At 39.9% G+C, this 24,629-nt stretch carries 24 protein-coding genes; 6 read left to right on the plus strand and 18 right to left on the minus strand.

Annotation, left to right across the window (positions count from 1 at the left end; genetic code table 11):
- Positions 1-59 precede the first annotated feature (59 nt).
- From prfB to KZP23_RS11085, 10 genes are all read right to left on the minus strand, one after another.
- Positions 60-1,161, minus strand: a protein-coding gene (gene prfB, locus KZP23_RS11040) for a peptide chain release factor 2 (RefSeq protein ID WP_226336291.1) whose coding sequence is annotated in 2 segments (ribosomal slippage) — positions 60-1,100 and positions 1,102-1,161 — 1,101 coding nt in all. Because the reading frame shifts where the segments join, the coding sequence is not laid out codon by codon here.
- Between the two features lie 122 nt (positions 1,162-1,283).
- Entirely contained in the window at positions 1,284-1,826 is a 543-nt protein-coding gene (locus KZP23_RS11045; RefSeq protein ID WP_226336292.1) for a hypothetical protein, read from the minus strand.
- A gap of 113 nt (positions 1,827-1,939) precedes the next feature.
- Positions 1,940-3,007, minus strand: coding sequence for a branched-chain amino acid aminotransferase (locus KZP23_RS11050; RefSeq protein WP_226336293.1), 1,068 nt, complete (start codon positions 3,005-3,007; stop codon positions 1,940-1,942).
- Positions 3,008-3,011: 4 nt separating this feature from the next.
- Positions 3,012-3,560 (minus strand): cob(I)yrinic acid a,c-diamide adenosyltransferase, encoded by a 549-nt coding sequence (locus KZP23_RS11055; RefSeq protein WP_226336294.1) that lies wholly within the window; start codon positions 3,558-3,560, stop codon positions 3,012-3,014.
- Positions 3,561-3,698: 138 nt separating this feature from the next.
- Entirely contained in the window at positions 3,699-4,421 is a 723-nt protein-coding gene (locus KZP23_RS11060) for an ABC transporter ATP-binding protein (RefSeq protein ID WP_317198062.1), read from the minus strand.
- 87 nt (positions 4,422-4,508) lie between these two features.
- Positions 4,509-7,313, minus strand: a complete 2,805-nt coding sequence (locus KZP23_RS11065; RefSeq protein WP_226336295.1) for a tetratricopeptide repeat protein — start codon at positions 7,311-7,313, stop codon at positions 4,509-4,511.
- On the minus strand, positions 7,313-7,600 hold the full coding sequence (gatC, locus tag KZP23_RS11070; RefSeq protein WP_226336296.1) for an Asp-tRNA(Asn)/Glu-tRNA(Gln) amidotransferase subunit GatC: 288 nt from the start codon (positions 7,598-7,600) through the stop codon (positions 7,313-7,315). The genes KZP23_RS11065 and gatC overlap by 1 nt, the downstream gene beginning before the upstream one ends.
- The gene (locus tag KZP23_RS11075; protein WP_226336297.1) at positions 7,590-8,378 is read right to left on the minus strand and encodes a lysophospholipid acyltransferase family protein; all 789 of its coding nucleotides are present in this window, start codon (positions 8,376-8,378) and stop codon (positions 7,590-7,592) included. The genes gatC and KZP23_RS11075 overlap by 11 nt, the downstream gene beginning before the upstream one ends.
- A 3-nt stretch (positions 8,379-8,381) precedes the next feature.
- Positions 8,382-8,756, minus strand: coding sequence for a globin domain-containing protein (locus KZP23_RS11080; protein ID WP_226336298.1), 375 nt, complete (start codon positions 8,754-8,756; stop codon positions 8,382-8,384).
- A gap of 74 nt (positions 8,757-8,830) precedes the next feature.
- Positions 8,831-10,135, minus strand: a complete 1,305-nt coding sequence (locus KZP23_RS11085) for an NfeD family protein (protein ID WP_226336517.1) — start codon at positions 10,133-10,135, stop codon at positions 8,831-8,833.
- A gap of 330 nt (positions 10,136-10,465) precedes the next feature.
- Between KZP23_RS11085 and KZP23_RS11090 the strand changes: the two genes are divergently transcribed.
- The 3 genes from KZP23_RS11090 to KZP23_RS11100 all read left to right on the plus strand — a co-directional run bounded on the left by KZP23_RS11090 (position 10,466) and on the right by KZP23_RS11100 (position 13,148).
- On the plus strand, positions 10,466-11,689 hold the full coding sequence (locus KZP23_RS11090) for a LysM peptidoglycan-binding domain-containing protein (RefSeq protein ID WP_226336299.1): 1,224 nt from the start codon (positions 10,466-10,468) through the stop codon (positions 11,687-11,689).
- A gap of 132 nt (positions 11,690-11,821) precedes the next feature.
- Entirely contained in the window at positions 11,822-12,376 is a 555-nt protein-coding gene (locus KZP23_RS11095; protein ID WP_226336300.1) for a hypothetical protein, read from the plus strand.
- A 7-nt stretch (positions 12,377-12,383) separates the two neighbouring features.
- Positions 12,384-13,148, plus strand: coding sequence for a TIGR02757 family protein (locus KZP23_RS11100; RefSeq protein ID WP_226336301.1), 765 nt, complete (start codon positions 12,384-12,386; stop codon positions 13,146-13,148).
- 35 nt (positions 13,149-13,183) lie between these two features.
- Here KZP23_RS11100 and KZP23_RS11105 read toward each other — a convergent pair whose 3' ends face one another.
- The gene (locus KZP23_RS11105) at positions 13,184-16,963 is read right to left on the minus strand and encodes a TIM-barrel domain-containing protein (protein WP_226336302.1); all 3,780 of its coding nucleotides are present in this window, start codon (positions 16,961-16,963) and stop codon (positions 13,184-13,186) included.
- 350 nt (positions 16,964-17,313) lie between these two features.
- Positions 17,314-17,958, minus strand: a complete 645-nt coding sequence (gene pyrE / locus KZP23_RS11110) for an orotate phosphoribosyltransferase (protein WP_317198063.1) — start codon at positions 17,956-17,958, stop codon at positions 17,314-17,316.
- 83 nt (positions 17,959-18,041) lie between these two features.
- Here pyrE and KZP23_RS11115 point away from each other — a divergent pair, with 83 nt between their 5' ends.
- On the plus strand, positions 18,042-18,728 hold the full coding sequence (locus KZP23_RS11115) for an NUDIX hydrolase (RefSeq protein WP_226336303.1): 687 nt from the start codon (positions 18,042-18,044) through the stop codon (positions 18,726-18,728).
- Here KZP23_RS11115 and coaD read toward each other — a convergent pair.
- The 4 genes from coaD to KZP23_RS11135 are packed head-to-tail and all read right to left on the minus strand — an operon-like array spanning position 18,716 to position 21,162.
- Positions 18,716-19,171: a pantetheine-phosphate adenylyltransferase gene (gene coaD / locus KZP23_RS11120; protein WP_226336304.1), complete on the minus strand. Its 456-nt coding sequence runs from the start codon at positions 19,169-19,171 to the stop codon at positions 18,716-18,718. The genes KZP23_RS11115 and coaD overlap by 13 nt on opposite strands.
- 10 nt (positions 19,172-19,181) lie before the next feature.
- The gene (locus KZP23_RS11125; RefSeq protein ID WP_226336305.1) at positions 19,182-20,015 is read right to left on the minus strand and encodes a DUF3822 family protein; all 834 of its coding nucleotides are present in this window, start codon (positions 20,013-20,015) and stop codon (positions 19,182-19,184) included.
- Positions 20,016-20,017: 2 nt separating this feature from the next.
- Positions 20,018-20,605: a hypothetical protein gene (locus KZP23_RS11130; RefSeq protein WP_226336306.1), complete on the minus strand. Its 588-nt coding sequence runs from the start codon at positions 20,603-20,605 to the stop codon at positions 20,018-20,020.
- Between the two features lie 53 nt (positions 20,606-20,658).
- Positions 20,659-21,162, minus strand: coding sequence for an NUDIX domain-containing protein (locus KZP23_RS11135; RefSeq protein ID WP_226336307.1), 504 nt, complete (start codon positions 21,160-21,162; stop codon positions 20,659-20,661).
- A 22-nt stretch (positions 21,163-21,184) separates the two neighbouring features.
- Between KZP23_RS11135 and KZP23_RS11140 the strand changes: the two genes are divergently transcribed.
- The gene (locus KZP23_RS11140) at positions 21,185-22,612 is read left to right on the plus strand and encodes an ATP-dependent DNA helicase (protein ID WP_226336308.1); all 1,428 of its coding nucleotides are present in this window, start codon (positions 21,185-21,187) and stop codon (positions 22,610-22,612) included.
- Between the two features lie 169 nt (positions 22,613-22,781).
- On the plus strand, positions 22,782-23,198 hold the full coding sequence (locus KZP23_RS11145; protein ID WP_226336519.1) for a DUF1573 domain-containing protein: 417 nt from the start codon (positions 22,782-22,784) through the stop codon (positions 23,196-23,198).
- A 91-nt stretch (positions 23,199-23,289) separates the two neighbouring features.
- Here the strand turns inward: KZP23_RS11145 and KZP23_RS11150 are convergent, their stop codons facing one another.
- A complete protein-coding gene (locus tag KZP23_RS11150) occupies positions 23,290-23,583 on the minus strand; it encodes a chaperone modulator CbpM (RefSeq protein WP_226336309.1) in 294 nt (97 codons plus the stop codon).
- Positions 23,580-24,491, minus strand: a complete 912-nt coding sequence (locus tag KZP23_RS11155; protein WP_226336310.1) for a DnaJ C-terminal domain-containing protein — start codon at positions 24,489-24,491, stop codon at positions 23,580-23,582. The genes KZP23_RS11150 and KZP23_RS11155 overlap by 4 nt, the downstream gene beginning before the upstream one ends.
- Between the last annotated feature and the right edge of the window lie 138 nt (positions 24,492-24,629).

Here is a 24,629-nt window from a genome sequence, read left to right on the forward strand (position 1 = left end):
AGAAAAGCACACCAGTGGAACACCGGTGCGCTTTTATTCATTTTAAAGGGCGTATGATATTAATTGTCACTGGCCTCTTCTTCACTTTGTGCCAAAAGATAAGCTTTGATGAATTCGTTGAGCCCTCCATCCAGTACGGATTGGACATCTGAGGTTTCATGACCGGTACGTGCATCCTTGATCAATTTATAAGGGTGTAGTACATAGTTTCGGATTTGGGATCCAAAGTCAATTTTCATCTTGCCTGCTTCTATTTTTGCCCTTTCGGCATTGCGTTTTTCCATCTCCAATTGATAAAGACGGGACTTGAGCATTTGCATGGCCTTTTCCCTATTGGCAAGCTGCGAGCGTTCTATCTGACAAACTACCACTATACCTGTGGGTTTGTGTGTCAGTTGCACTTTGGTTTCCACTTTGTTGACATTCTGTCCTCCTGCACCTCCAGATCGGGAAGTGTGTAACTCAATATCCGAAGGATTGATGTCAATTTCAATGGAATCGTCTACCACAGGGTAAACATAGACGGAAGCAAATGAAGTATGACGTCTGCCACCACTATCAAATGGAGAAATCCTGACAAGTCGGTGTACTCCGATTTCCGATTTCAAAAATCCATAGGCAAGTGGACCTTCAAATTCAAGGGTGACGGATTTTATACCGGCGACTTCACCTTCTTGGAGATCGACTTCTTTGACTTTGTAACCGTTTTTTTCTCCCCACATGATGTACATCCTCATGAGTATGGAAGCCCAGTCATTACTTTCTGTGCCACCTGCTCCAGGATTGATTTCCATGAGGGCGCTTAGTTGGTCTTCTTCACCACTCAGCATTTTTTTGAGCTCGAGGTCTTCTATTTCGTCAAGGGATTTTTGGTAGTCCCTTTTGATTTCTTCATCTTCCACATCTCCTGCTGTGTAAAACTCATGTAAAACTTCCAAATCCTGCACAAGGGTCTCTGCTTTTTCGTAAGCAGTCGTCCAGGCTTTTCTGGATTGGATTTGCTTCATGGTCTTCTCAGCCTCAGCTGGGTCGTTCCAAAAATCAGGTTGGGCAGATACTGCCTCAAAATCTTCTATTTCTGCTTTCTTACGATCGTAGTCAAAGATACCTCCTTAAGGCCGTGATACGCGCCTTCAAGTCTTTCAACTGGTCTGATGTCATAAAATATTGGTTTAAATTTATTTTGAAATGCGAATTTCGGTAAATTTTATGGGTTTACCTAATTCCACCCTGATGTAATAAATTGGGTGTTTCGTCTCTCTTATCGTATGAATAAAACTGTGTTAATCAATTGGATCTGGGTTCTCTATGTCCAAATAGATAATTTGGATTTTGTTTCTACCCTCGTTTTTAAAGACCTTTTTTTTGAGTTTTGAGAGAATATAGCTTCCTGCCAGTAAAGATCCGGAGACGATTAAGCCGCCTTTTGAGTAGCTCAGTTTTCCTTCTTGATAGATACTGTTGATGGTTTCGGCAGTCAGTAAGAGTCCTGCGGCAGCTGCTGTGAGGGTGCTCAGGGTTTTGATGGTCATGTTTCTTTCATCGGTGTAGCGAATATCTACTGCTTCAATGCTGTCTGGCCTGATGATGTTTTCACTCATTACGATGAATTCCCGTGTGATTTCCGTAATCTGGTCATCCATAAAGTATCCTACGTTTTTAGGTTTATAGGTGATTACATCGCCTTCATTATAGATGATTCTTGATTTTTGCTTCCCCCCTTTTTGTAGGATCAAATATCGTTGGGCTTCACTTTGGGCAAGACCTAGATACAAATAAAAAAGGATAAATAAACAAATGGAGAGGTAATGAGGCTTTTTCATCATACTAAAAATAGTAACTCCTCTTGACAAGGTATATGAGCTCGAATTATTGAAGGAATTGATAATAAAAGGCTTTCCCTATTTTGGAGAAAGCCTTTTTGAAAGTTTTGGTATGCTTAAATTTTAATGATCCAACCGTGTGTGTCTGTTATTCTTCCATATTTTAAAGCATCCAGTGTTTCTAGTACCCTGTGAGAGAAAGCAGTGGATGGCTTTTCAGGTAAAATATAGTCCTGATCATTTACATTTATCCTGTCAATGTGCGCGATAGTGGCTGCAGTGCCTGTTCCAAATGCCTCTTGAAGGGTGTTGTTGTCCAGAGCTTCTTTCAGCTCAGAGGTAGAAAGAAATCTTTCTTCAACGGTAAGTTCCATTTCATGTGCCAAAGTGAGCACAGAATCTCTTGTGATACCTTTCAAAATGGTGCCTTTAGTAGTAGGAGCTGTAATTAGGACATCATTAATGATGAACATTACATTCATTGTGCCGCTTTCTTCTATGTTTTCGTGGTTTTTTCCATCTGTCCACAGTAATTGATCGTAGCCTTGTTCTTGGGCCAATAGCGCAGGATAAAGGGAGCCGGCGTAATTGCCTGCTGCTTTTGCCTGACCAGTGCCGCCCTCAGCTGCTCTGGTGTATTTTGTTTCCACTTTTACTGATACAGGTTTGGCATAATAATGCCCTACCGGACAGGTGAAAATCATGAATTTATATGATTTGGATGGCCTAATGCCAAGGTAATCATCTGTAGCAAAGATAAAAGGTCTGATATACAGGGAGCAGCCTGCTTGATGGGGTACCCAGTCCCTGTCAACTTCTAGAAGTTCCCTAAGTCCTTCCATGAAAATTTCCTCAGGAAGTTCAGGGATACACATTCTTTTAGCTGATTCGTTCAGTCTTCTTTGGTTGGCATCAGCTCTGAAAAGCAAGATTTCATCATTCTCATTTTTGTAGGCTTTTAAGCCTTCAAAGACAGATTGGCCGTAATGTAAAGTTGCATTCGCTGGATTGAGTTGAAGTGGGGCATAAGGTTCGATGCTGAAGTTTTTCCATTCACCATCTATATAATCAGCCACAAACATATGGTCACTCATTATTTGACCAAATGAAAGATTTTCAAAGTTAGTACCTGCTAATTTTGAATTGCTTGTTTTAGTAATTTGGATGTCAATTGTCTTGTTCATGGTTTTAAACTCTAGGTTCCCACGTAACTTCTCCTACTTCTAATTCCCGAGAAATAACTCTTCCTATAACGAATAGATAATCGGATAGTCTATTTAAATATTTAATTATTACTGCTTCAACTGGTTCCAATTCATTCAGAGCAATCACATTTCTCTCTGCCCTTCTGCATACTGTACGGGCAATATGGCAAAATGAAACTATTGTGTGTCCTCCTGGCAAAATGAAATGCTTCAATGGTGGAAGGATTTCCTCCATTTTGTCAATCTCATTTTCCATGCTAAGGATGTCTTCTTCCAGTATGTCAGGCTTTTTAATTCCCTTTTTATCGGGGTCTGTAGCCAAGGCTGCTCCTATGGTAAATAACCTGTCTTGTATTTCCTTTAAAAACCCAGCTCGGGATTTATTGATCTGTTGATCTCTTAATAAGCCTATATAGGCATTGAGTTCATCAACAGTGCCGTATGATTCAATCCTAATATGGGCTTTTGATACTCGTTTGCCTCCTAATAGGGAGGTAAGTCCTTTGTCTCCGCCTTTAGTATAAACTTTCATTTAATGTGCTTTTGCTTTTGATAGTTTTACTTAACAGATCAAGCTGTTTTATCTAGGGAAAACAAAACACTGCGATTTTTGGTTTTAACCTCTAAATCGAAATGCAAAATTAAGCATTAACTTTTGATTTTTATAGTCTTATTCGGTGACAACTTGAAAATTAATTGTTGTGGGTTTGGGGTTGATTTCATCTGTTTCGACCAGTCCATCCCTTAACCTGACTATGCGGTGGGCATAGTGTGCGATATCGTCTTCGTGCGTAACCATGATAATGGTGTTTCCCTTTTGGTGCAGTTCATGAAAGAGGTTCATGATGTCATAAGACGTTTTGGTATCTAGGTTTCCAGTAGGTTCATCCGCAAGAATGATACTGGGGTCATTGACCAGGGCGCGAGCGATGGCTACCCTTTGTCTTTGTCCACCTGAAAGCTCGTTTGGTTTGTGATTGACACGGTCTTCCAGTCCCACACTTTTTAAAGCCATATAAGCTTTATCTTCTCGGTCTGATTTATTGAAGCCAGCATAGATAAGGGGGAGGGCTACATTTTCAAGACAGGTGGCCCTTGGCAAAAGGTTAAAAGTTTGGAAAACAAAACCGATTTCCTTGTTTCGGATTTCTGCCAGTTCATTTTCAGACATGTCACTGACATCCTTATTGTTCAAGATATAGGTACCGGCAGTAGGGGTGTCTAAACATCCAATAATGTTCATCAAAGTAGATTTCCCAGATCCGGAAGGCCCCATAAAAGCCACGTATTCTCCCTTTTCTATGTTGATGGAAACAGATTTTAATGCCTTAACCTGCTCAGCTCCCATGATATAGGTCTTCTTGATCTCGTTTGTTTCAATAATTTTCCCCATGATAAAAATAATGTTTGTTCTTTCCCTAAAGATACAGTTTTAAGGCAAAATCTTTTTATTAATGCTGTTAATTTATCTAAATGGAGATTATTGGCTTTGAACCCGTAAGTTTTGTACAGTTTGTTGATCTACCCAGCCCGAAAGTTCCTCCAGAGCAGCTTGGCCATAATTGCCAAGTCCTATCTTTTCACTTGTTTTGATCATTTCAATCCAAAGGATGGGGTCTGGGTTAAAGTCTGCGGCATTTCTTAATAATTCATACTGCACTTCAGGATCATTGGTCTGTGCAGCTTTCATGAGGACAAAAGGTGCGTTGTACGGATTGGGCGTTAGGTCTTCTTGGAAAGCCATAGAATGAGCCAAAATAGGACTGGAGACCGATGCGGGGTACTTGTCGGAAAGAAGTGTTTGGGAAAGTTCTTGAATATAAGCTTCATCAATCCCGTTTTGCTGAAGTAAATAGTCTTTTAAAGTATTGACTTCCTGTTTATTTAACCAATGACCCTTTTTTAGGAGGATTTCATGGGCCAGAATAGGCTTCATAGGGTTGTTGGGCAATGTTTCAATCTTTTGAAGAAAGTCCTGTTTGGTTGCTTTTAAAAGTTCTGAAAGAAATTGGAAATATTGCATGTCCACATTGGCCGGGGTTGCTTCTGCTGTTGGTAAGTCCAGCCAGTCCGGGGCGTTTATGTCATACTTTTTAGCGATTTCCAGGGCTTTTGGTCTTTGTTTTCCATAGTATAAAACAGGGATTAGGCTACTGTTGAAATTCCTGAAGCCAAATTCTTCAGCAAGTACGAGTTCCTTGGCCGACTTTTCTAAATCTCCTTGGCCGATTAGGATTTTGGCAGCTAAAGCGTGGTAATATCCTGCCGAACTTTTGTCATCCAACATTAGTCCATTCAGGTGTTTTAATGCTTCTCCAATTTGTCCGCTTTGATAAAACCTGATTACCCTTGAAATTTTTAACTGTTTTAGGTCCATGGTGGTTTTGGCCCCTTCTTCTAGTTCTTCCAATAGCTTCAAGTCTTCGGTAAGGCTTTTTTTAGGATTGTTGCTCCATTGGTTTCGTAAAATTGCCTGCTTTACGGTGATGTCTTTAGATTGATCTGCTTGAAGGTGAAAAGCAGCTAAATCCCCTCTTAGGTTATTCATAGCCATAAGGTTAATTTGGGCTATGAGGTCATTGTTATGGGGTGTTTTATCATCATAATTGATCAGGTGCTTTGCCTGTAAACCTATCATATTGGCTCTGGCGGATTGGTTTTTAGTCGCAGCCTTGGAGATGAGTTCATAGGTATCTTGTGCCTTGTTTCCTTTGCTGAGTAATAGGGCCAGGTTGTTTTCCAAATAGCTGTTATCCGGGAAAATTTCCAAACCTTTTTGCAAATAGAATACAGCGTCAAAATACCTGTTTTTATGATGCGCGTAATTGGCGGCAAGGATAATTTCATGTACAGAAGGGCTCCATTCCAGGCTTTCCTCCATGTGTTTTTTTGCTATGGTGGATTGGTTTTCTTTTAGGTAAAGAAGAATAGTGGCCACTTTGGCTTTTTCATTTTTTCTGTACCTGATCCAGCTGTTTTCAAAAAGTATGCGGGCTTCTGTGGGCCTGTCTGTCGCATAGTAGTAATCTGCTGAAAAATTAGTTGAGCTGGTACTTATTTGTGGACCTATTATGGCATCGGAAAATACAATAAGTGAAAATAAGGCCATGATGGAACCGATCCTCATATGGTGATAGGCAAAAAACTTTGGCCTGTAAATAACATCAGCCACTGGCTTGCCCGAATTCATAAAGCCGGTGAAATTGGCCAAAAGGTACATGAAAAACAGTAAAGAAAAGGCCATTTGGGTATAAACGGTCCAGTGTTCCAAGAAATCGATCAAGGGACGGTTAGCTGAAAACTGGGCTTTCCAGAAGACCATTGTGCTGATTCCAAAGCCTATCCAATACAAAGATTTTCCAATTATAGGGAGTGAATAAGGCTGGTTAATCTGCTTGACCTTGGACTGTGTTTCAAGCGAACCAAGACTGCCTGCCAAAAGGAAAAGAGGGAAAAGAGGGGCATGAAATGGAAGCTCAAGGTTTCCTGTCAAATCTAATAAAATGAAAACTAAGCATCCGATATAGAGAACGGTGAAAACAGTCAAATGCCATGAGATTTTTAGCCCTATACCTTGGTTGAGTTTAGTCAACAAAAGAAAAAAGCCATTGATCAAGCTATGGCCTATGTATAATAAGAAAATTGCAGTAATTGCCATTCCAGCCAAGCTGATATTTTCGGACATCAATAGCAAGGGGGCTGTGGCGGAGCTGCTGAGGATAAGTCCCAGAAGGGTGATAATGGCAATTGGACTGATAATCAAGGTTCTTTTGATCAATGAGATATGGTCATAGAACACGTTGATCAACATGGCAGGGACGGCCATCCCAGCGAGTAATATGATCAAGGCAAGATTGCTACTGATACCGCCAATATTTAAGGCATTGACGCCAGAAATGGTCAATAGAAAAATCAAAAATGCCATGGCGGCTATAAAGTGATACCGCTTGAATGTGGAGATAAGGCTAAGTCCCAAACTGATCAATAGCCAGGTGATTATTCCAAAAGCTAAGGTTTTTGGAATTTGTGTTGTAGGAAGTAGTGTTTCGAAATTTTGGAAGACCAGGTAATTTTCCACATCGAGCGAATACCTTTCTATGCCCCAGTTGTAGATATCCAAGGGAATTTCTATCATTTCTGAGAAAATTTCTGCTTGGATGGGCAGTGCTTCATTCCAAGCAAAAAAGTATTGATACAATAAAAGAAAACTGCCAATAACACTAAGGGCGATTGGCAGTCCTAAATAGATGATATGATGTTTTTTTTCCAATGATTGCTTGGGCATTATTCAAGGACCTTAGGAACACGGAAATAATCAGAATCTCTTTGGGGGGCATTTTTCAGTCCTTTTTCATGCTCAAGGTGCTTGCCTTCCACATCCTCTCTCAATACATTGACTTCGGAACTCATGGTCGTGATAGGTTCAACACCTTCTGTATCTACTTGTTCTAAATGCTCCACCCAGTCTAAAATTTGACTCATGTCCCGGGTCATTTTTTTAGCACTGTTTTCGTCAAATTCTAATCTCGCCAGATGGGCAATTTTCTTTAATGTATTGTTGTCAATCTTCATGATTTATGTTTTTTTGTGTGGTAGTTAAGTCAGAATGCTGATCTGCTTTTCCCCCATTGTCCTTCCAAAGCTGTTCCTGTATCAAGTTAAAACAACTTGCCTTCATTTCAGCAATGGCCTGTTTAGTTTCGCCCTTTGGAAAAACAGGAGGGTGGATGACCACCTTCACCGGTTTATAGTTCAACAAGAATTTGTTATCGTCGGGCAAAATTAAATGATTATAGGATAAAGTTACAGGAATTACAGGGATTTGTTTTTCAAAAGCGATATTAAAAGCCCCATCCTTAAAGTCAGCCATTTGGGGAGCTTGGGTAGTTCTAATGCCCCCTTCCGGAAAAATAATGATGCTAGATCCCTGGTCTATGGCCTCCATGGTTCGCTTAAGGGTTTCTCCACGGCTCCTGAAACTAGAACGGTTCACTGCTATATGTAGCCTTCTAAACATATAACCAAATAAAGGAACCTTACCCAATGAGCTTTTGCCTATAAACATGGCGTCTTTGGACATCAAACCAATTACGGGAATGTCCAGGTAGGAAAAATGGTTGGCAATGATAATGTATTGTTTGTGGGATCTGAGCAAGTGCCGGTTTTCTACCTTGACCCTGATGAAGAGCCCGGTAAAGAATATTCTTGACCAAATACCATTCAGCCTTCTTCCGTACTTTTTAAGCCCAGGAATTTCTATGGTGATCAGAAATAGGGGTAATAGCAACACAAAAGAAAGAATGAAAATGATGGTGCCGTAAATAGAATATATCCTTCTAAAAAATACCATGTTTTATTGTCTGTTGATCATATGGTTGGCCACTTTTACAAAGTAGCCCATCATCAATTCTTTTACGTTTTGATCCACCTCAATTCTGTCGAGGGCATTGAGCATATTGTTGAGCCAGTGGTTTCGCATTTTATCATCGATGGCCCATTGCAGGTGCCTCATGCGTAATCTTGGATGGCCTCTTTCCTCAGAATAGGTAGTGGGCCCACCAAATACCTGAAGAAGGAATAGGTATAAGCGTTCTTCAGCAGGAGCCAGGTCTTCTGGGTAAATGGACCGAAGGGCTTCATTGGATTCAACTCCTTCATAAAAATACCTGGTCAATTCTTTGATTTTTTCTTCACCAATAGCTTGGTAAACCGTTTGGAATTCGTTCATGATACTATGATTCGAAAAACAAACTTAAAGAATTTTAGCAAAAGATAAATTTGAAATGGAGATCAATTTAAGCCTTATTGTTTTTTGACCGTAAGGGATGTGCCCTCTGTACTGATGACTTTAATTTTCTCTCCCTTGTCAATAAATTCACCCCTTGAATGCGCATCATAGATTTCAGCTTCAATGAGGATTTTGCCACTAGGCATTAGTCTGGTATGTGCAATTCCTTCTTTGCCCAGTAATTCTTCTCCATACCAAGATGAGGTGTACCCAGCCTTCTTGTCTTGCGTATCTGCTAAGGCAATATGACTAAAGGCTTTCCATTGATTGACCTTAGGGGCCATGATGAAAATCAGTCCCACTGCAATGACTGCGGATAAAACCACTGTGACCAATGCCATGAAAAGGTCTCCTGAAGGAACAAAGGTAAAGTCGAATATGTCATTAGGGATCATGCCGAGGGTGAGACCTGTAAGAATGCCCATGATTCCCAGTATGCCGGCTACACCAAATCCCGGTATTACAAATAATTCCAATGCGAGTAATATGATACCTAAAATAAATACGACGATTTCCCAATTTTCTGCCAAGCCAGTTAGATAATAAGGAATAAAATAGAGGGTTACAGCTATAATTGATGCAGCTAATGGGAAGCCTACGCCTGGTGTTTGAATTTCAAAATAAATACCAGCAAAAATGACTAAAATCAGAAAGCCACTCACGGCTGGATTTAAGAAGAAAGATATGATAGTCTCGCTGGTGTTCAGTTTATATTCGATGATCTCGTAATTATCGACTTGCTGTTTTTCGATGATTTCTTCAATAGAATTGACCTGTCCTTCACAAAAACCGTTTTCAATTGCTTCAGAGACCGAAAAGGTGATGACTGACCCAGCTTCGGAAATTCCTTCAACCACTAGTTTTTCATCTACCATTGCCTCTGCGATTTTAGGGTTTCTACCATTGGCTTCGGCTGTGCTCCTCATCATGGAACGCATATAAGATTGGTATTTGTCCGGAGCAGCATCTCCACCGCCTCCCATGACTACTGTGGCCGCTCCGATACTTGCCCCGGGAGCCATATAAATGCTGTCGCAAGCAATGGAGATCAAGGCTCCAGCAGAGGCTGCATCTTTGTCTATAAAAACCAAGGTGGGAATTTTTGATTCCAACAGTAAAGTCCTGATATCATCTGCATCATTGACAGCCCCTCCATAGGTGTCCATGTGAACGAGGAAAAAATCAGCTTCTTTTGCTTCAGCATCTTCCAAGGCCAGTCTCACCTTTCGGTTCATTCGGGGATCAATATTGTCCATTATTTCCAGTACATAGACTGTCTTTTTTTGATCATCTTCTTGAAAAGAATACCCTTTCATCATCAAGGAAGAAAAAATAATGCAGAAGAATATAAGATGGTTTTTCATGGTTTGGCTTGGAGCTGTTTGTCTAGTGTATAGCTTGTTCATCGTCAGAATGTTAAGCTCTTGCTTTATATACTAAATGTAATATTGTGATTTGTATATGGATTTCTTAAAATGTACATATCACTAAATATAGCAGTTTTGAACTTAATACAGGAGCAAACAATTGTGGTACATCTCCAGCTTTTTTCTTTTTAATGAAAAATTTAGCAATATTTTTGTAGTAATTTGCGTATTGCCTAAGGTAGTCCTATGCGCGGAAGGTTTGAATCGATAATTGAAAAATATATGAGTTTTAAAGTGAGTATGGAGCGATTAATTATTAAGTCAAGTTTTGTGATTGTTTTCTTTCTGGTGTTTGTCAGTGCCGCTTTTGCTGGGAATGCAGCTGTTGATTCGGTGGGAGTAGAGAAAATAGGTGACAAGACTTTTATTATTCATGAGGTAAAGCCAAAGGAAACTTTGTTTTCTATTTCAAGACGGTACGAGACTCCTGTAGGTGAAATCATAGAAAATAATAGTGAGTTGAAGCAAGGCCTGAAGATAGGTCAGCGAATTAAGGTGCCTTTCATTCCCAAAGCAGCTTTGCCAGAAGGAGCGGTGCTCCATAAGGTAGGCCCAGGAGAAACCCTTTTTGCAATTGCCAGTAAATATGAGGTAGGTGTGGATGATGTAAAAAAATGGAATGAACTCAAGGGAAATGATTTGAGCGTGGGGCAAGGCTTGATCATTGAGGGAGTTAAGCCGTCTCAGGCAGTGGTAGAAAGAGAAGCCCCAGAAGTGAAGGCAGTTCCTACCAAAGTGAACGAGTTGCCTGAGGAGCGCAAGAAAATGATGGAAGAAGGCAAGAAAAAAGCCAAAGAGAAGAAGCAGGAGGAGAAAAGAGCAGATGAAGCAAAAGAAAAGGCCCAGCAGAAAGATGCTGAAAAAAGCACTCCTGTAGTTACGGAAAGAATTGAAAATATTCCTGCCGGCGCGGAGGTAGGATGGATCACGCATACTGTTCAGGATGGGGAAACCTTATATTCCATATCCAAGAGATATAATGCCAATATGGGGGATCTTATCAATTGGAATGCGCTTTCTTCCAATAACCTGAAAGAAGGTCAGCAGCTTAAAGTAGGCAGAAAAGAAGGAAAAGTGAATAATGCTACACCGGTTGAAGTGGTAAGTCAAGTGGAAGAAACTGCTGCTACGGCTGCTTCAAGTAATAAAGTAGAGAAGGCTACAGAGGAAAGTACCGAATATAAGAATATTAAAGAATCAGGGCAGGCGGAAGTCATTCAGGGGACAGGCAATCACAAAAAATATTTGGTGTTGCACAGAAAAGCTCCTGTAGGAACGATCATGCGAATTAGAAATGAAGAAAATGATGTGATGATTTTTGCAAGGGTAGTGGGCAAGTTGCCTGATACAGGAGATAATGATAAGCTTTTGATCAAATTATCCCAAGCTGCATTTGATCAGCTCAGGGCAGTCAATAATAGATTTAGGGTAGAGGTATCCTACTAAGGAGACCGTAAATCAAAAACAAAAAAAGATCTCATAATCAATGAGGTCTTTTTTTTGTTTTTGGTCCTGATAATGAGCATTTTGATTATTGCCGATAAAAAGCCTATTTTTGCCATAAGTTTGAACTGTCGAATGAATAAAGTACAACTCATATTCCATCATATTTTCAGGTTTATCTGGAATTTGATATTTGTTATTTCCTACCCTATACTGGCCACTTTTGGGATAGTATTTATTGGAATCACTTATTTTTTTTCAGGTATTTCCACATTGCTAACCAAGATAAAAAGAAAAGAATCCATTAAGGAAATCAATATCCCTGATTGGCAGCAGCTGAGCAAGGAGGTGGATTTGATAGAAGGTAAGCTCCATAAGCAGATTATGTTCGGACCGTCCTGTTATCAGTTGAGGAGAAAGGACGGGGTGCCTTCTGTATTAGAGGACCATTATTTTGGGCGAAAGATCAAAGTCATAGAAGAAGGTTATTTGATGGAAAGATGGAATACCGTTGATCCCAAGAAACTTCCTGATTTTGAGGTTTGCCTTTATGAGCCTGAGGAGGACCGCTTAACTCCTTTGACCAATATCAAATGCTTTGATTGGCATTTGGCAGAAAAGGAAGAGAACCAATTGTCCTTCAAATGGTTTGACGGAACTCAGGGAGGAGAAGTGAAAGTAGCACTTTAATAAGTTTATGGATTTAAAAGATTTTTTGGAGGAAAAAACAGCCTTCTATAACCAGCCTGATTTTATTACACTCGACCCCATTTCTATTCCCCATAGGTTTAGCAGGAAACAAGATATTGAAATTGCAGGTTTCTTTGCAGCGACATTGGCGTGGGGGCAGCGAAAAACCATTATCAATAAGTGCTTGGAGTTGATGGAAATGATGGACAATGCTCCTTATGATTTTATGCTAAACCATAAGGAGTCAGACTTAAAGCCTTTCTTGGATTTTAAGCATAGGACCTTTAATGATATAGATACCCTTTGGTTTATTAGTTTCTTTAAAGATTTCTTTTCCCATCATGAGAGTTTGGAGGAGGCCTTTGTATTGGGATGGAGGAATGAAGCGGATATTATGGGCGAATTGCTGAGTAATTTTCATGAATTCTTTTTTAAAGATCCCAATGCCCCTCAGCGCAGCAGAAAGCATGTGGCTACTCCCAAGAGAAAAGCAGCATGTAAGCGGATCAATATGTTTTTGAGGTGGATGGTTCGCCGTGATGATAAGGGAGTGGATTTTGGGATTTGGGATAAAATCAAACCTTTTCAGTTAATTTGTCCTTGCGACTTACATGTGGATAGGGTAGCTAGAAAATTAGGTTTGATAGAACGGAAACAAACAGATTGGTTGACCGCTTTGGAACTGACGGAAAGACTTCGGGGATTTGATCCTGATGATCCGGTAAAATATGATTTTGCCCTTTTTGGCTTGGGTGTAGAAGAAAAGTTTTAAAAGTAAAAGCCCCGGAAATCCCGGGGCTTTTACTTTTAAAATTGGATGGTATTTAATGAGGGATCAACTAACAGGCCTTTTTCAGCCTCTAAGTTGAATTTTAATGGCTTTTTGGCTCTAAACTTAATTAGGAATAGTTCCGAATTACCGTTTAAAGTGGCTTTTGTCCCCAAATTTACAAAGGTGGGGTACAGCACCTGTTCTCCATTGCTATGGAGTCTGTTATTGGTTATGTTTTCCATTCCTCCCATATTAAGGGGAGTAGTACTAATAAACTCATAGCTCTCCGAATCATATGCTAATGCAAAGCTAAGGGCATTGACCGCATTCAAATCAGTTCCTTTTACAGTAATTTCGACAATTTCGTTAAGCTTGTAATTAGCCTTATCTGCGTTTATCTCTATTTTACCGCTTAGTGCATCATTAGCTGATGGGTCAGCTCCTCCTTCGAGTTGAGTGGTTACAAGGGAAATGTCATATGCATCAATGAGCTCATTTTTATTGACATCCCCGATGCTTACATAACCTTCAAAGTCGGAATCACCCTGTCTAAGTCCAGTATAATTGATATAAGAGGTGAGGTCATTTTCATCAATCAAACCGTCGTTATTGATGTCTCCCGGGATATAACTTTCTGAACCTGGAACTTTGAAGATATACATTTCCCGACCGGATCCATAATCACCAACACCTTCAGTGATTTCTAGTTTGATGTATCTTGCAGTAGGTTGTTTGTCAAAATTGAACACCTTGGTTTCATGGTCTTTTTCCCAATCTATATTGCCCGCTAGCGTCCAATTGGATTTGTCATTACTGAAGTAAATCTTTCCTTTAAGTAGGATGCCGTTGCCGCCAGTTCTTCTTGGCAAATAATGCAGTTTATCCAGTTGATTGAAGGATTTGAGGTCTATGATCATATCAAAAGGAATGGAATTTTCACCCCATTTGGTATGCCAAGTGTTTCCCTCATCGAAATCAAATAGTTTGTCTATTTGATAACCTCCTTGGTTATCAGCACTAGTTTCTCCTTTTATACCCTGGATAGCAAATTCCAGTGGGTTTGATTTGGTGGTAGCACTAAATTCCCCCCAATCTGAAAAGCCTTCTTTATTTACCGCACGTAGTTTGAATGTATAATCTGTTTCAGCCTCCAGTCCCTCAAAAAAGTATTCAGTGTCCCTGATGGTTGAATATCTCATGCCTTCAAAGTCGATCTCATAATAGTCGCTATTTGGGACCTTATTCCAACTTGGTATTAGTGTATAGGCTTCCCTATTTTCCTCTCTTACACCTGGGTTTTCTGGTGTTGATAGTGGTCCTGTATGTACTTTTTGGGTGTTTTCTGGGGTGAACTTGAAGCCTTTTAGCTGGAGTTCAATGCCGTGATTACTGATGTCCGTTTTTTCTGTTTTTACCAAAAGTTGTGGATTTTTGATGATGGACAGCTTGGCCAGTTCAGTCCCCGGTGTTGAGAACTGGTTGAGGTCAGGGCGCTCCTGATAGAAGTATGTATTGCTTAGGCTTTTAAATTCATCCAGGCTTTTAGCCTTTTTCAATTTTACTTTTTTGTTAGCAATGTTTAGGGTGACTTTTTTAGGAGCTTGTGTAAGGTTGATCCTGAACTCGGTGGATTTGTCTTTTATGAATCCATCGAAATACCCTTCGGTTGGGTGTACGGTGATTTTTAACCTGTTTTTAGCGTCCACATCTGATTCAATCAGGGTGTGAGTGCCTTCACCGTTTTTGTAGGCTTCAGTGATCCCATCGTCATCATATTCAGTGAAAGAAGAATACTCAAATGGATAGATTTCAAAGATGCGATGTTCTTTGTTAATCTCTGAAACATTATTGTTAGGATTGGTCATCGGAATGATGGCTCCTCTTTTAACAAATACAGGTAATTTCCAGATAGGACTCTCAAAGCTGTTGATGATTTGGTTGCCCTCATATTGCTCGCCAGAGAAATAATCGACCCAAAGTCCTTCCGGTAAATAGATCCCATTCCTAATATCATTTCCTTGCTCATCTATTTTTGTTTCTTGGTAGATAGGAGCAATCAAGAAGCTAGGACCAAACATGAATTGATATTGGGTGGCTTTACCCTGTGTAAAGCTGTTTTGCTCTTCCAAGAACATGGCCCTGACCATTGGCAAACCATTTACAGCCTCTTTAGCGATGCTGTAAGTATATGGCATCAGCTCTGATTTGAGTTTCAGGTAATTTCTGTTGATGGAAGTAGTGGGTTCTCCCAAGGCCTGTGGATATTTTGGGTTGGCTCCCCAACCGTCCATATTAAGCTCCATTGGCGTGAAGGTCTTCCATTGGAAATCCCTTGCGTTGACAAATGGATTTTTGCCTCCAAAAATGCCATCCATATCAGAGGAGATATTTGGTTGTCCAGAAAGTCCAGATCCAATATAAGTAGGGATATGGAACCTGATGTATTCCCATAAGCCCCCAGTTTGATCACCAGACCAAATGCCTGCGTATCGTTGCGTGCCTGCCCAACCATCAAGGGATATGATGAACGGTCTGGCATTATTTCCATATTCAGGCATGATTTGTCCTACATCGGCAACTCCATTTAGGCCAAAGGAATATCCGGCACCCACCCAGGCAACATCAGTCTTAAGGACTCTTACCCCGGCATCTCTAACCTCTTTGATAATGTCTCTTTGAAGTAAAGCACTGATGCCTTCCTTGGGGTGGAGGTCAGACTGGGTCCATAAGCCTATTTCCACTCCATGGCTTCTGGCATAATCACCCAGTTTCTTAAGGTTTTGAATATTTCCATCCAAGCTTTCAGTTTGTCCATATCCTGCACCGTATCCATCGTTAGGCAATATCCAGCCTAAAGGCATATCATGATCACTGTAGCGGTCAATGACTGCCCTTGCAGAGAACTGGTAATTGTCTTTCTCCCCGTTCAAGGATTCTTTGATTCCTCCATTGTCTTTTTGGCTTTCCTTGTATCTTTTGCCGTCTTCAAAAAGAATCCCTTTTTCATCTTCCTTCCAATAATCTCTGTTATAGGCGTTAAGGTGACCTTGATAAAAACCGAATTTTGGAATGAGGACTGGGTTACCGGTCAATTGATAAAAGTCATTTAAAAGCTTACCTGCCCCGTCATTGATCATGAAAAATACATCAAGATAATCGGTTTCATGTGATAATATTACTTTTCCTTCCTCTTTTGCTCCAAAGTCATATTCACCTTTTTTAAAGGTGTACCACATCATGCCATAGCCTTTTGAAGACCAATAGAAAGGGGTGGGGGATGCCACTCCTCCATCTGTCCAGCTGTTTTGGTTTTCAATGGAGATTTTTTTGCCCTTATGGGAGAAACGACCGTTTTGAACTCCACCACCATAAAAGTATTCGTTTGTACTTTCTTTAAGAGTAATGCTAACTTGGTCCTTTGCAAAAGTGATAGGTTCTAAGCTTTCTAGGATGAGCTTTTTGGATTCCAAATTGGTGATGTCAAAAAGCAAGGTGTTTTTGTCAATAGACAGTTGGATCTTATCTGTGGAGATGGTTACCTGATCACTGTCTTGCGATAGTTGGAGAGATTTTACCTCTTTTCTTGGATTATTAACCAAAATTTGGGCTTCCGGTTTGGCTTCTGGAGCTCTCAATCCCTTTCCAGAATTGTCTTGAAATAGCCTAAAAATATGATCACCATAAAAATCAATAAGTATTTTTTGATGATTGTTTAGACTGACTTCAATAGTCGTATTGTTGCGTTTTTTTGCATCAGCTATCCTTAAGGACTGATCCTCCTCGTAATTTGGGCGCTCTGTATTTTCCTGAGCCATAATGGGAGAATTATAAAAGCTGAATACAAAAGTAAATAAAACTATTGCGTAAGTTTTAATAGCTTGTTTTGTTTTCATTTTCTTTTAATATTACCTATTACAATAATATTCAATATTTCGGGACTAGTATATTTTTTTTGTTAAAAGATATGGGAATCTCCATGTAAGGTCATGATTGTAGACTTATGGTAATTAGGATGAATTGGTTTAGGATAGGAGGCTAGTACTGTCTTACAAAAAAGAATAATTAGTAGCCGAAGCTTTCTTAGAATAAATCATTATAAAAAAAAGCCCACCACTTTATCATATAAGTGATGAGCTTTGAATGATTTATAGATGTAGCTTCTATTTTATTTGCCCCATGTGTCAGGAGCTTGTCTCCATTCTGCCAAGGACTGTAAGTCTTCATCAGAAGCATAGTTGTCGGCAACAGCTTGCGGAAGCATGGCTTCGTAGTCACTTAGGCAAATCAGTTTAACACCTGCGTCTTCAAAGTTTTTTGCAGCAAGGTCAAAGCCGTAGGTAAAAATGGCTGCCATTCCCAAGACTTCAAATCCTGCAGCTTTTAAGGCCTCAACAGCTTTGAGAGAACTTCCTCCAGTAGATACTAGGTCTTCGATGACCACTACTTTCATTCCCTTGGCGACTTTTCCTTCAATCATATTTTCCATTCCATGACCTTTTGGCTTGGAGCGAACATAAATGAAAGGTAGTCCCATTTCTTCTGCAATTAGGGCGCCTTGAGGAATTCCTGCTGTGGCGACGCCGGCAATACCTTCTACTCCAGGGAAGTTGGCTTTGATGGCCTCCACCAATTGGTTTTTGATAAAGGTCCTCACTTCCGGAAAAGAAAGCGAGAGGCGGTTGTCACAATAGATAGGAGATTTCCATCCCGAAGCCCAGGTAAATGGTTCTTGGGGTTGTAATCTAATGGCTTTGATATCGAGTAGTTTGCGGGCTACCTGACCCGCTATGTCTTTGCTGAATAATTCCATGGCCCAAAATTAATTCATAAAAATGTAAGGACTATTGTGATGGCTAAGAAAATTGTGCAATTTTGACTCGAAACATTAGCCTTATGAGAATTTTCATCAACGATAAGCCTTTGGATATCCTTTCAATAGGTGGGGTGCAGAAAGATAAAACATTTGAATGTGTATATGATAACCCGAAGGATTTGCCTGCCTATGTGGATTTTCATGACGATGTGTTGATCACCCATCCCTCCAAGGATATTATTATCAAGCTATTGTACTTGCTTAGAACCAGAAAACTCAAAGACCTTGATTCCATTACCATCGTTTCAGAAGATGTGGTGGCAATGAAGAAATTTATAAAGAGCCGGTTTAGCATCGTCAAAGCTGCGGGAGGGGTGGTGACCAAGGGTGAGCATATATTGTTTATCCATAGGCTTGGAAAGTGGGATTTGCCCAAGGGTAAGTTTGAAAAGGGAGAGACCCCAGAGGAATGTGCCGTGAGGGAAGTGGAGGAGGAATGCGCCATAACTGTGAAAAGGGGAGAACTGATTTGTAAAACTTGGCATACTTATACTCAAAATAGAAAAAGTATCCTGAAAAAAACCTATTGGTATGCCATGGAATGTAAGGATGATAGCCAGATGAAACCTCAGAAAGAAGAAGGTATTGATGATATTAAATGGCTAAGTCATCAGGAAGCCAAGGTGGCCTTGGTGAATTCTTATCCTTCTATGAGGTATCTTTACAAACGTTTTTTGAAGCGCGTGCCTAAGGTTCACACTTCGTAAGGCAGGAACTCGCTAACATTTCCGCCATATTTGTGCACTTCTCTGATTACGGTGGAGCTCACCGCGGCGTATTGGGGCGAGGTGATCAAGAAGACCGTTTCCAAGTTTTCGTTAAGGTAGCGGTTCATTTGGGAAATGGTGTTTTCATATTCAAAATCAGTGGTGTTTCGTAATCCTCTGATCAGAAAATTGGCATCGTGGTTTTTGGCCAAATTAGAGGTGAGTTCGTTATAGACCACAACCTTAACATTGGGGATGTCTTTATATACACTTTCGATTTTTTCGACCATGAGATCAATGTCAAAATACCGGGTTGCTTTAGACGAATTATATCCAATACTAATGATGATTTCATCAAAAATTTCCAATCCTCTCATGACTATATCATGATGTCCATTGGTATATGGATCGAATGATCCCGGAAAAATAGCAATCTTTTTCATGGTTTTATTGTCAATTGGCCCAGAAGGCTGCCAGCCTTTTGGTGTCTTTATAAGACTCTGCTCCTGCAAGGTAATTTAGGTTGGTCCTTGGCGCTGTAATCACCAAGTTTTTAAAGTATTGCTTTAGTACTTCTTCCTGAACATGCACATCCTCTAAATTGCCTATAATGGTGGTTTTACAGTGCATACGGTCAAAAGCCAATTGGTGTAGCACGCTGAAGGTATATTTGAGGAAGTCCTGGTTGTCGATTACTTCAAATCGATTAAACAACTTAAGTTCCTTATTGGCAAAGCCTGCAATGTATACCTGATCTTTTTCAATGACTATGGAGATTTCCTGATTGAGCATCTCTGATTTTTCCAATAAGAGATAATCCAAAATCAATGCGCTACCATGGCTGATTTTAAGATTGGGAAGCTTTTGCTTAAGTTTTTTGGCGATTGCTAAATCAATACTACCAACCAAAATGGTCTTATTGTTTTCCAAACCATCATAATAAACTTCCTGATCCAGTAATTCTGCGCTAAAAGAAAGATAGGTGTGTTGTTCCTTGGGAGAAAAAAGCATGCCAGGTACCAAGCAGAATTTTTCATTATAAACAAAAAGCCTGCTTTCGGCATCCTTTGGAAGGGCTTGGATGAAATTATCAGAATTGATGATTTGATCGATGCTTTCCTCAGAATCAAGTGTATAGGAGTTTACGCCCAGAATAGAACCATTTTGGTTTTTGGCCATGATGGTAAAGTTTTCTGCGCATAATAAAAGCGATAAGCTTGATGTAAGTGCTACATCAAGCTTATCGCTATAAAATTCTACTAATGTATTTTTTATTGACTTAGTCAAAATTATTCCCAGTTACCGGAAGTAGATGCATCATTTCTCGATCCAACTCTCAAAGCTTTTTCGTTGTTGTTGGCTCTTCTATCAGGATTAACGGGAGCAGGATCTTTAATTTCAAATACATCAATCAAGATTTTGTTTGCTCCTCTTTCGACTTTATCCGCAAAGAAGGTGAAGGTTTTTCCTCCTGATCCAGGTACAACGTTTAGTGCACTAAGGTTAAATTCAGGATATTTTCTCTCATTGAAAAGAGAATCCATTACATTAACTGCACCTAAAGTATCATAGGTGATGGTGATTTCTTCCTCACCGTAATCTAATAATTTGGTCTCTTCAGTTTTTTGAACGATGAAAATTTGGCCTTCTTCAATGAATTTCTTCAGGTCCGACCAATTTCCGGCATATTCCCCATTCGAAGCTAAATATGCGATTTGCGCTTCTCTCAACATTTGTAATTTCTCAATTACTCTTGCTTCGATACGTGCTATACGTTTTTCTTCTTGCATGACATCGTCTACGCCTTTGTAGAGTCTATATCCCACTGCCAATGCAGCTAATAGAAAAACAATTGATAAGATTTTAGTCAGATTCATTTTTCAGTCGATTTATTCTTCTTATATAAAGGTTGATGGTATATAATAGGATGCTATTTTATGCATTTATTTTCAAAATTAAAATAACCTTTCCATATTCTTATGTCTTTCAGCGAATTTAAATTCCAAAAAAGTTGGTGCTTTTCTGAGTTTTTTATCGCATTGATATCATTTATGTCCATAAATTCAACGGATTCAATGACTTGTCTTTCTGTGTCCATTTCTGGGTCGATTCCCTTGATGAGTTCCCCGGATTTTCGCTTGACCTCAAAAAAAAGCTCAATAGCATGAAGAGGTGGTTGAAGAAATTCCGATACTGTCAGGAAGTCCAGTACTTCTATTTCCAGCCCGGTTTCCTCTAGGTATTCCCTTTGGAGGTTTTCTACCGCACTTGAGTTATAATCCATCCCTCCTCCGGGCACATTCCAAAAGCTTTTGTTTGTTCCCATTCGGTGTTTGATCATCAGAATTTTATCCCCTTCTATCAAGACACCATTGACCCTAGTACGTAGTCGGCCTCCAAATTTCTCATGGATATCTTTTTCAATATTCTGCATATAAGCCGTAGATTCGCTTTTGATGAATAAAGATAAGGAACATATCCCAAAGCCTTCGGTATTGATGCGTCAAAATTTTCCCCATCAGCCGACAAATGGACAGTCCCAATTTTTTGGATTGATGGATAGATTTTTTGACCCGGAATTTGACAGGAAGGCTACTTTTATTCTGAGAGGCTATGCAGGAACCGGTAAAACCTCGGTGATCGCTGCAGTAGTGAAGTCGCTTTCAAAGATGGACCTACGTTCGCTTTTACTGGCCCCTACGGGAAGGGCAGCCAAGGTCATGTCTTCCTATTCAGGGAGAATGGGGTTTACCATCCACAAAATTATTTATAGGCCCAAATCCAAAGAGGGGATGGTAGGCACAGGTTTCGATCTCCAAAAAAACTATTATAAAAAGACGGTGTTTATAGTCGATGAGGCATCTATGTTGGCAGATGACGAGCTGGGAGGAGGGAATTTACTGAGGGATTTGATCCAATTTGTCTTTCAACATCCTTCTAATCGTTTGATTTTAATTGGTGATACCGCCCAGCTTCCTCCCGTTGGATCTAAAAACAGTCCGGCTTTGAATGGAGATTATATGGCCCATCATTTTGGTCTGGATGTGCTGGAGGCAGAGCTTACTGAAGTGATGCGCCAACAACTGGATTCTGGGATTTTGTATAATGCTACCCAGCTCCGTTCGGAGGTGCTGAGAAAAGCACCTGTTATTTCCTTTAAGGTAAAGGGATTTTCTGATTTTTATCGGATGACCAGTGAACGTCTTGAGGAGGGGCTGAGATATGCTTATGATAAATATGGAGTGGAAAACACCATTGTGGTAACCCGCTCTAACAAAACAGCTGTTCAGTTCAATCAATATATCCGCCAGGCCATTCATTTTTATGAAGAAGAGATTTCCACTGGTGATATGTTGATGATCGTCCGGAACAATTATACGTACATGGCAGAATCTGATAAGGTCAGCTTTTTGGCCAACGGGGACTTTGTAGAAGTCGTAAAGATTAGGTCCTTCGAGGAAGTTTACGGTTTGCGTTTTGCTACCTTAGAATTAAGGTTGATAGACTATCCAGAAGAACCCTATTTTGAAGCAAAGGTGATTCTGGATACACTTTATACCTCGACGACTTCATTGGGAGAAGAAGCGTACAAGGAGCTGTATCGACAGGTAGTGGAAGATTATGCTGGGGTGGAAAACAGAAAGGAGCGAAGTGAGTACATTAAGAAGGATCCTTATTTAAATGCATTGCAGGTGAAATTTGCTTATGCACTTACCTGCCACAAGAGCCAAGGTGGTCAATGGAATGCCGTTTTTGTGGATCAAGGTTATGTGACAGAAGAACAATTGGATACGGAATATATTAGGTGGTTGTACACTGCCCTGACCAGGGCGACAGATGAGCTGTTTTTAGTGAATTTTAACCCGCGTTTTTTCGTACAATAATATAGGAGAGGAATTTCTGCGTGTTTTTTTAAGTGGTAACTTGGTTATTAGTTAAAAAATCGAAACTTTTACCCAGTAGAGTGACGTTAGATTAACACAGAAGTTAAGGGAAGTTTTAACTTTGGAATGAATATTGAAAGAAACAAGTGATTACCAAATACAGACTATGATGAAAAAATTAGTTTTAATGTTTTTTGTAGCCTTCGCTGCTATGGCTGTTCAGGCCCAAACCGAAACTGCAGAAGCCAAAGTAGAAGAAGTGAAAGGACCAGTGATTACCTTTGAAGAAACGGAAAAAGACTTCGGGGATATTTCACAAGGTACCAAAGTAGAACATACTTTCAAGTTCACTAATACAGGTACAGAGGTACTGAAAATTTCTAATGTGGCAGCTACCTGCGGATGTACGGTGCCAAAATGGCCAAAAGAGCCTGTAGCTCCAGGGAAGTCTGCTGAAATTAAAGTAACTTTTAATTCAACAGGTAAAATGGGAAAGCAGAGAAGCATTGTTAGGATCTATTCCAACGCTTCCGAACCCATCGAAAAAGTAGCTTTGATTTCAAATGTGATCAAAGAAAGTAAGTGAAAATAGCGGCTTTTATTAGCCTTTAATATTATAAAGCACCAAGGCAAAGTTTTATAAATCTTAGCTTTGGTGCTTTTTTCTGTTATAATATCTAATCCTCATAAAGGTCAAGCCTGTTTTGGATCCTTTGTAACTCTTCCTGCAAGTTTTCCACTTTTTTCAGCAAATGTAAAATAGTCTCTATACCCGGCGTATTAATCTCTAATTCATGATGGAGTCTAATGATAATTTCAATTTTTTTTATTTCGTCTTCATGAACACACCTTAAATGCTCCAGGGTTTGAAACCTTATCAAACCATAATCATCCAATTCTTCAAAGAATGTCAATCTCACCTTATAAAGGCTGCTCAACCGTTCTATACTGATATATCCTTCGGGTATCATTTGTTTCGGATTTTAGCCAGTTCCTTGATTAATTCCTTTTCTTTATCACTGAGGTTTTGTGGCATTTTAATATTATAAGTGATATACAAATCGCCAAACTGTCCCTCAGTTTTGTATATGGGAAAGCCTTTGCCTTTGAGCCTTATTTTTGTGCCATTTGCGGTTTCTGGTTTTACCTTCAATTTTACTTTTCCATTAAAGGTGTCCACAGTAATATCTCCACCTAATAAGGCCGTATAAAGATCCAGGTCAACCGTACTATAAAGGTTGCTTTGGTGACGTTTGAAAGAGGAATTATTGATGATGTTAAATGTGATATATAAATCTCCCTTGGGGCCACCATTGACGCCTTCTGCACCATGTCCTTTGATTTTGATGACCTGCCCGTTTTCTACTCCTGCAGGTATGGTCAGCCTGATTTTTTTGCCATTGATGGTCAGCGTGCGCTTATGGGTTTGGTATATTTCCTCCAGATTGAGTTGAAGCTCAGCTCGAAGGTCTGCCCCTTTGAATTTCACATGCTGACTTCGAGAGCCAAATCCAGCTCCTCGGCCCTGTCCAAACAAGGACTCGAAGAAATCGGAATAGTCTCCCCCAGAAAATCCTCCAAAGTCACCGCCAAATGATTGAGCTTTCTCTTGAGTTCTGCTATATCCCTGATGGGCTTTTTCAAATTGCTCGGCATGCTTCCAGTCTTTACCGTATTGGTCGTATTTTTTTCGGTTTTCAGGATTGCCCAAGACTTCATTGGCCTCATTGATCTCCTTGAATTTTTTTTCGGCTGCCTGATCATTAGGATTAAGGTCAGGATGGTATTTTCTTGCCAACTTCCGATAGGCTTTTTTGATTTCGTCTTGAGAGGCATTCTTGTCGATGCCCAGGATTTGATAGTAGTCTATAAAGTCCATTGGATAATCCGGATTTAATTAAAAACCTGAAGAATGCACCAGGTCATCTTTATGCCCAGAATCGCTAAAACCATTAATTCATTTAGAAGATGTCCAATGCAAAGTCCAGAATGATAATTTACTAAAAAGTACACATTA

It is taken from the genome of Echinicola marina (assembly GCF_020463795.1).
In the GTDB taxonomy this organism is placed as follows: Bacteria; Bacteroidota; Bacteroidia; order Cytophagales; family Cyclobacteriaceae; genus Echinicola; species Echinicola marina.

Excerpts from the sequence above, each read along its gene's own strand:
- KZP23_RS11080 (WP_226336298.1), bottom strand. The coding sequence starts at position 8,756 with ATGAACGAATTCCAAACGGTTTACCAAGCTATTGGTGAAGAAAAAATC.
- KZP23_RS11155 (WP_226336310.1), bottom strand. The coding sequence starts at position 24,491 with ATGGACTTTATAGACTACTATCAAATCCTGGGCATCGACAAGAATGCC.
- KZP23_RS11045 (WP_226336292.1), bottom strand. The coding sequence starts at position 1,826 with ATGATGAAAAAGCCTCATTACCTCTCCATTTGTTTATTTATCCTTTTT.
- gatC (WP_226336296.1), bottom strand. The coding sequence starts at position 7,600 with ATGAAGATTGACAACAATACATTAAAGAAAATTGCCCATCTGGCGAGA.
- KZP23_RS11105 (WP_226336302.1), bottom strand. The coding sequence starts at position 16,963 with ATGGCTCAGGAAAATACAGAGCGCCCAAATTACGAGGAGGATCAGTCC.
- KZP23_RS11085 (WP_226336517.1), bottom strand. The coding sequence starts at position 10,135 with ATGATGAAAGGGTATTCTTTTCAAGAAGATGATCAAAAAAAGACAGTC.
- KZP23_RS11115 (WP_226336303.1), top strand. The coding sequence starts at position 18,042 with ATGAGAATTTTCATCAACGATAAGCCTTTGGATATCCTTTCAATAGGT.
- KZP23_RS11065 (WP_226336295.1), bottom strand. The coding sequence starts at position 7,313 with ATGCCCAAGCAATCATTGGAAAAAAAACATCATATCATCTATTTAGGA.
- KZP23_RS11075 (WP_226336297.1), bottom strand. The coding sequence starts at position 8,378 with ATGGTATTTTTTAGAAGGATATATTCTATTTACGGCACCATCATTTTC.
- KZP23_RS11055 (WP_226336294.1), bottom strand. The coding sequence starts at position 3,560 with ATGAAAGTTTATACTAAAGGCGGAGACAAAGGACTTACCTCCCTATTA.
- KZP23_RS11090 (WP_226336299.1), top strand. The coding sequence starts at position 10,466 with ATGAGTTTTAAAGTGAGTATGGAGCGATTAATTATTAAGTCAAGTTTT.
- coaD (WP_226336304.1), bottom strand. The coding sequence starts at position 19,171 with ATGAAAAAGATTGCTATTTTTCCGGGATCATTCGATCCATATACCAAT.
- KZP23_RS11050 (WP_226336293.1), bottom strand. The coding sequence starts at position 3,007 with ATGAACAAGACAATTGACATCCAAATTACTAAAACAAGCAATTCAAAA.
- pyrE (WP_317198063.1), bottom strand. The coding sequence starts at position 17,958 with ATGGAATTATTCAGCAAAGACATAGCGGGTCAGGTAGCCCGCAAACTA.
- KZP23_RS11130 (WP_226336306.1), bottom strand. The coding sequence starts at position 20,605 with ATGAATCTGACTAAAATCTTATCAATTGTTTTTCTATTAGCTGCATTG.
- KZP23_RS11140 (WP_226336308.1), top strand. The coding sequence starts at position 21,185 with ATGAATAAAGATAAGGAACATATCCCAAAGCCTTCGGTATTGATGCGT.
- KZP23_RS11100 (WP_226336301.1), top strand. The coding sequence starts at position 12,384 with ATGGATTTAAAAGATTTTTTGGAGGAAAAAACAGCCTTCTATAACCAG.
- KZP23_RS11150 (WP_226336309.1), bottom strand. The coding sequence starts at position 23,583 with ATGATACCCGAAGGATATATCAGTATAGAACGGTTGAGCAGCCTTTAT.
- KZP23_RS11145 (WP_226336519.1), top strand. The coding sequence starts at position 22,782 with ATGAAAAAATTAGTTTTAATGTTTTTTGTAGCCTTCGCTGCTATGGCT.
- KZP23_RS11135 (WP_226336307.1), bottom strand. The coding sequence starts at position 21,162 with ATGCAGAATATTGAAAAAGATATCCATGAGAAATTTGGAGGCCGACTA.
- KZP23_RS11060 (WP_317198062.1), bottom strand. The coding sequence starts at position 4,421 with ATGGGGAAAATTATTGAAACAAACGAGATCAAGAAGACCTATATCATG.
- KZP23_RS11095 (WP_226336300.1), top strand. The coding sequence starts at position 11,822 with ATGAATAAAGTACAACTCATATTCCATCATATTTTCAGGTTTATCTGG.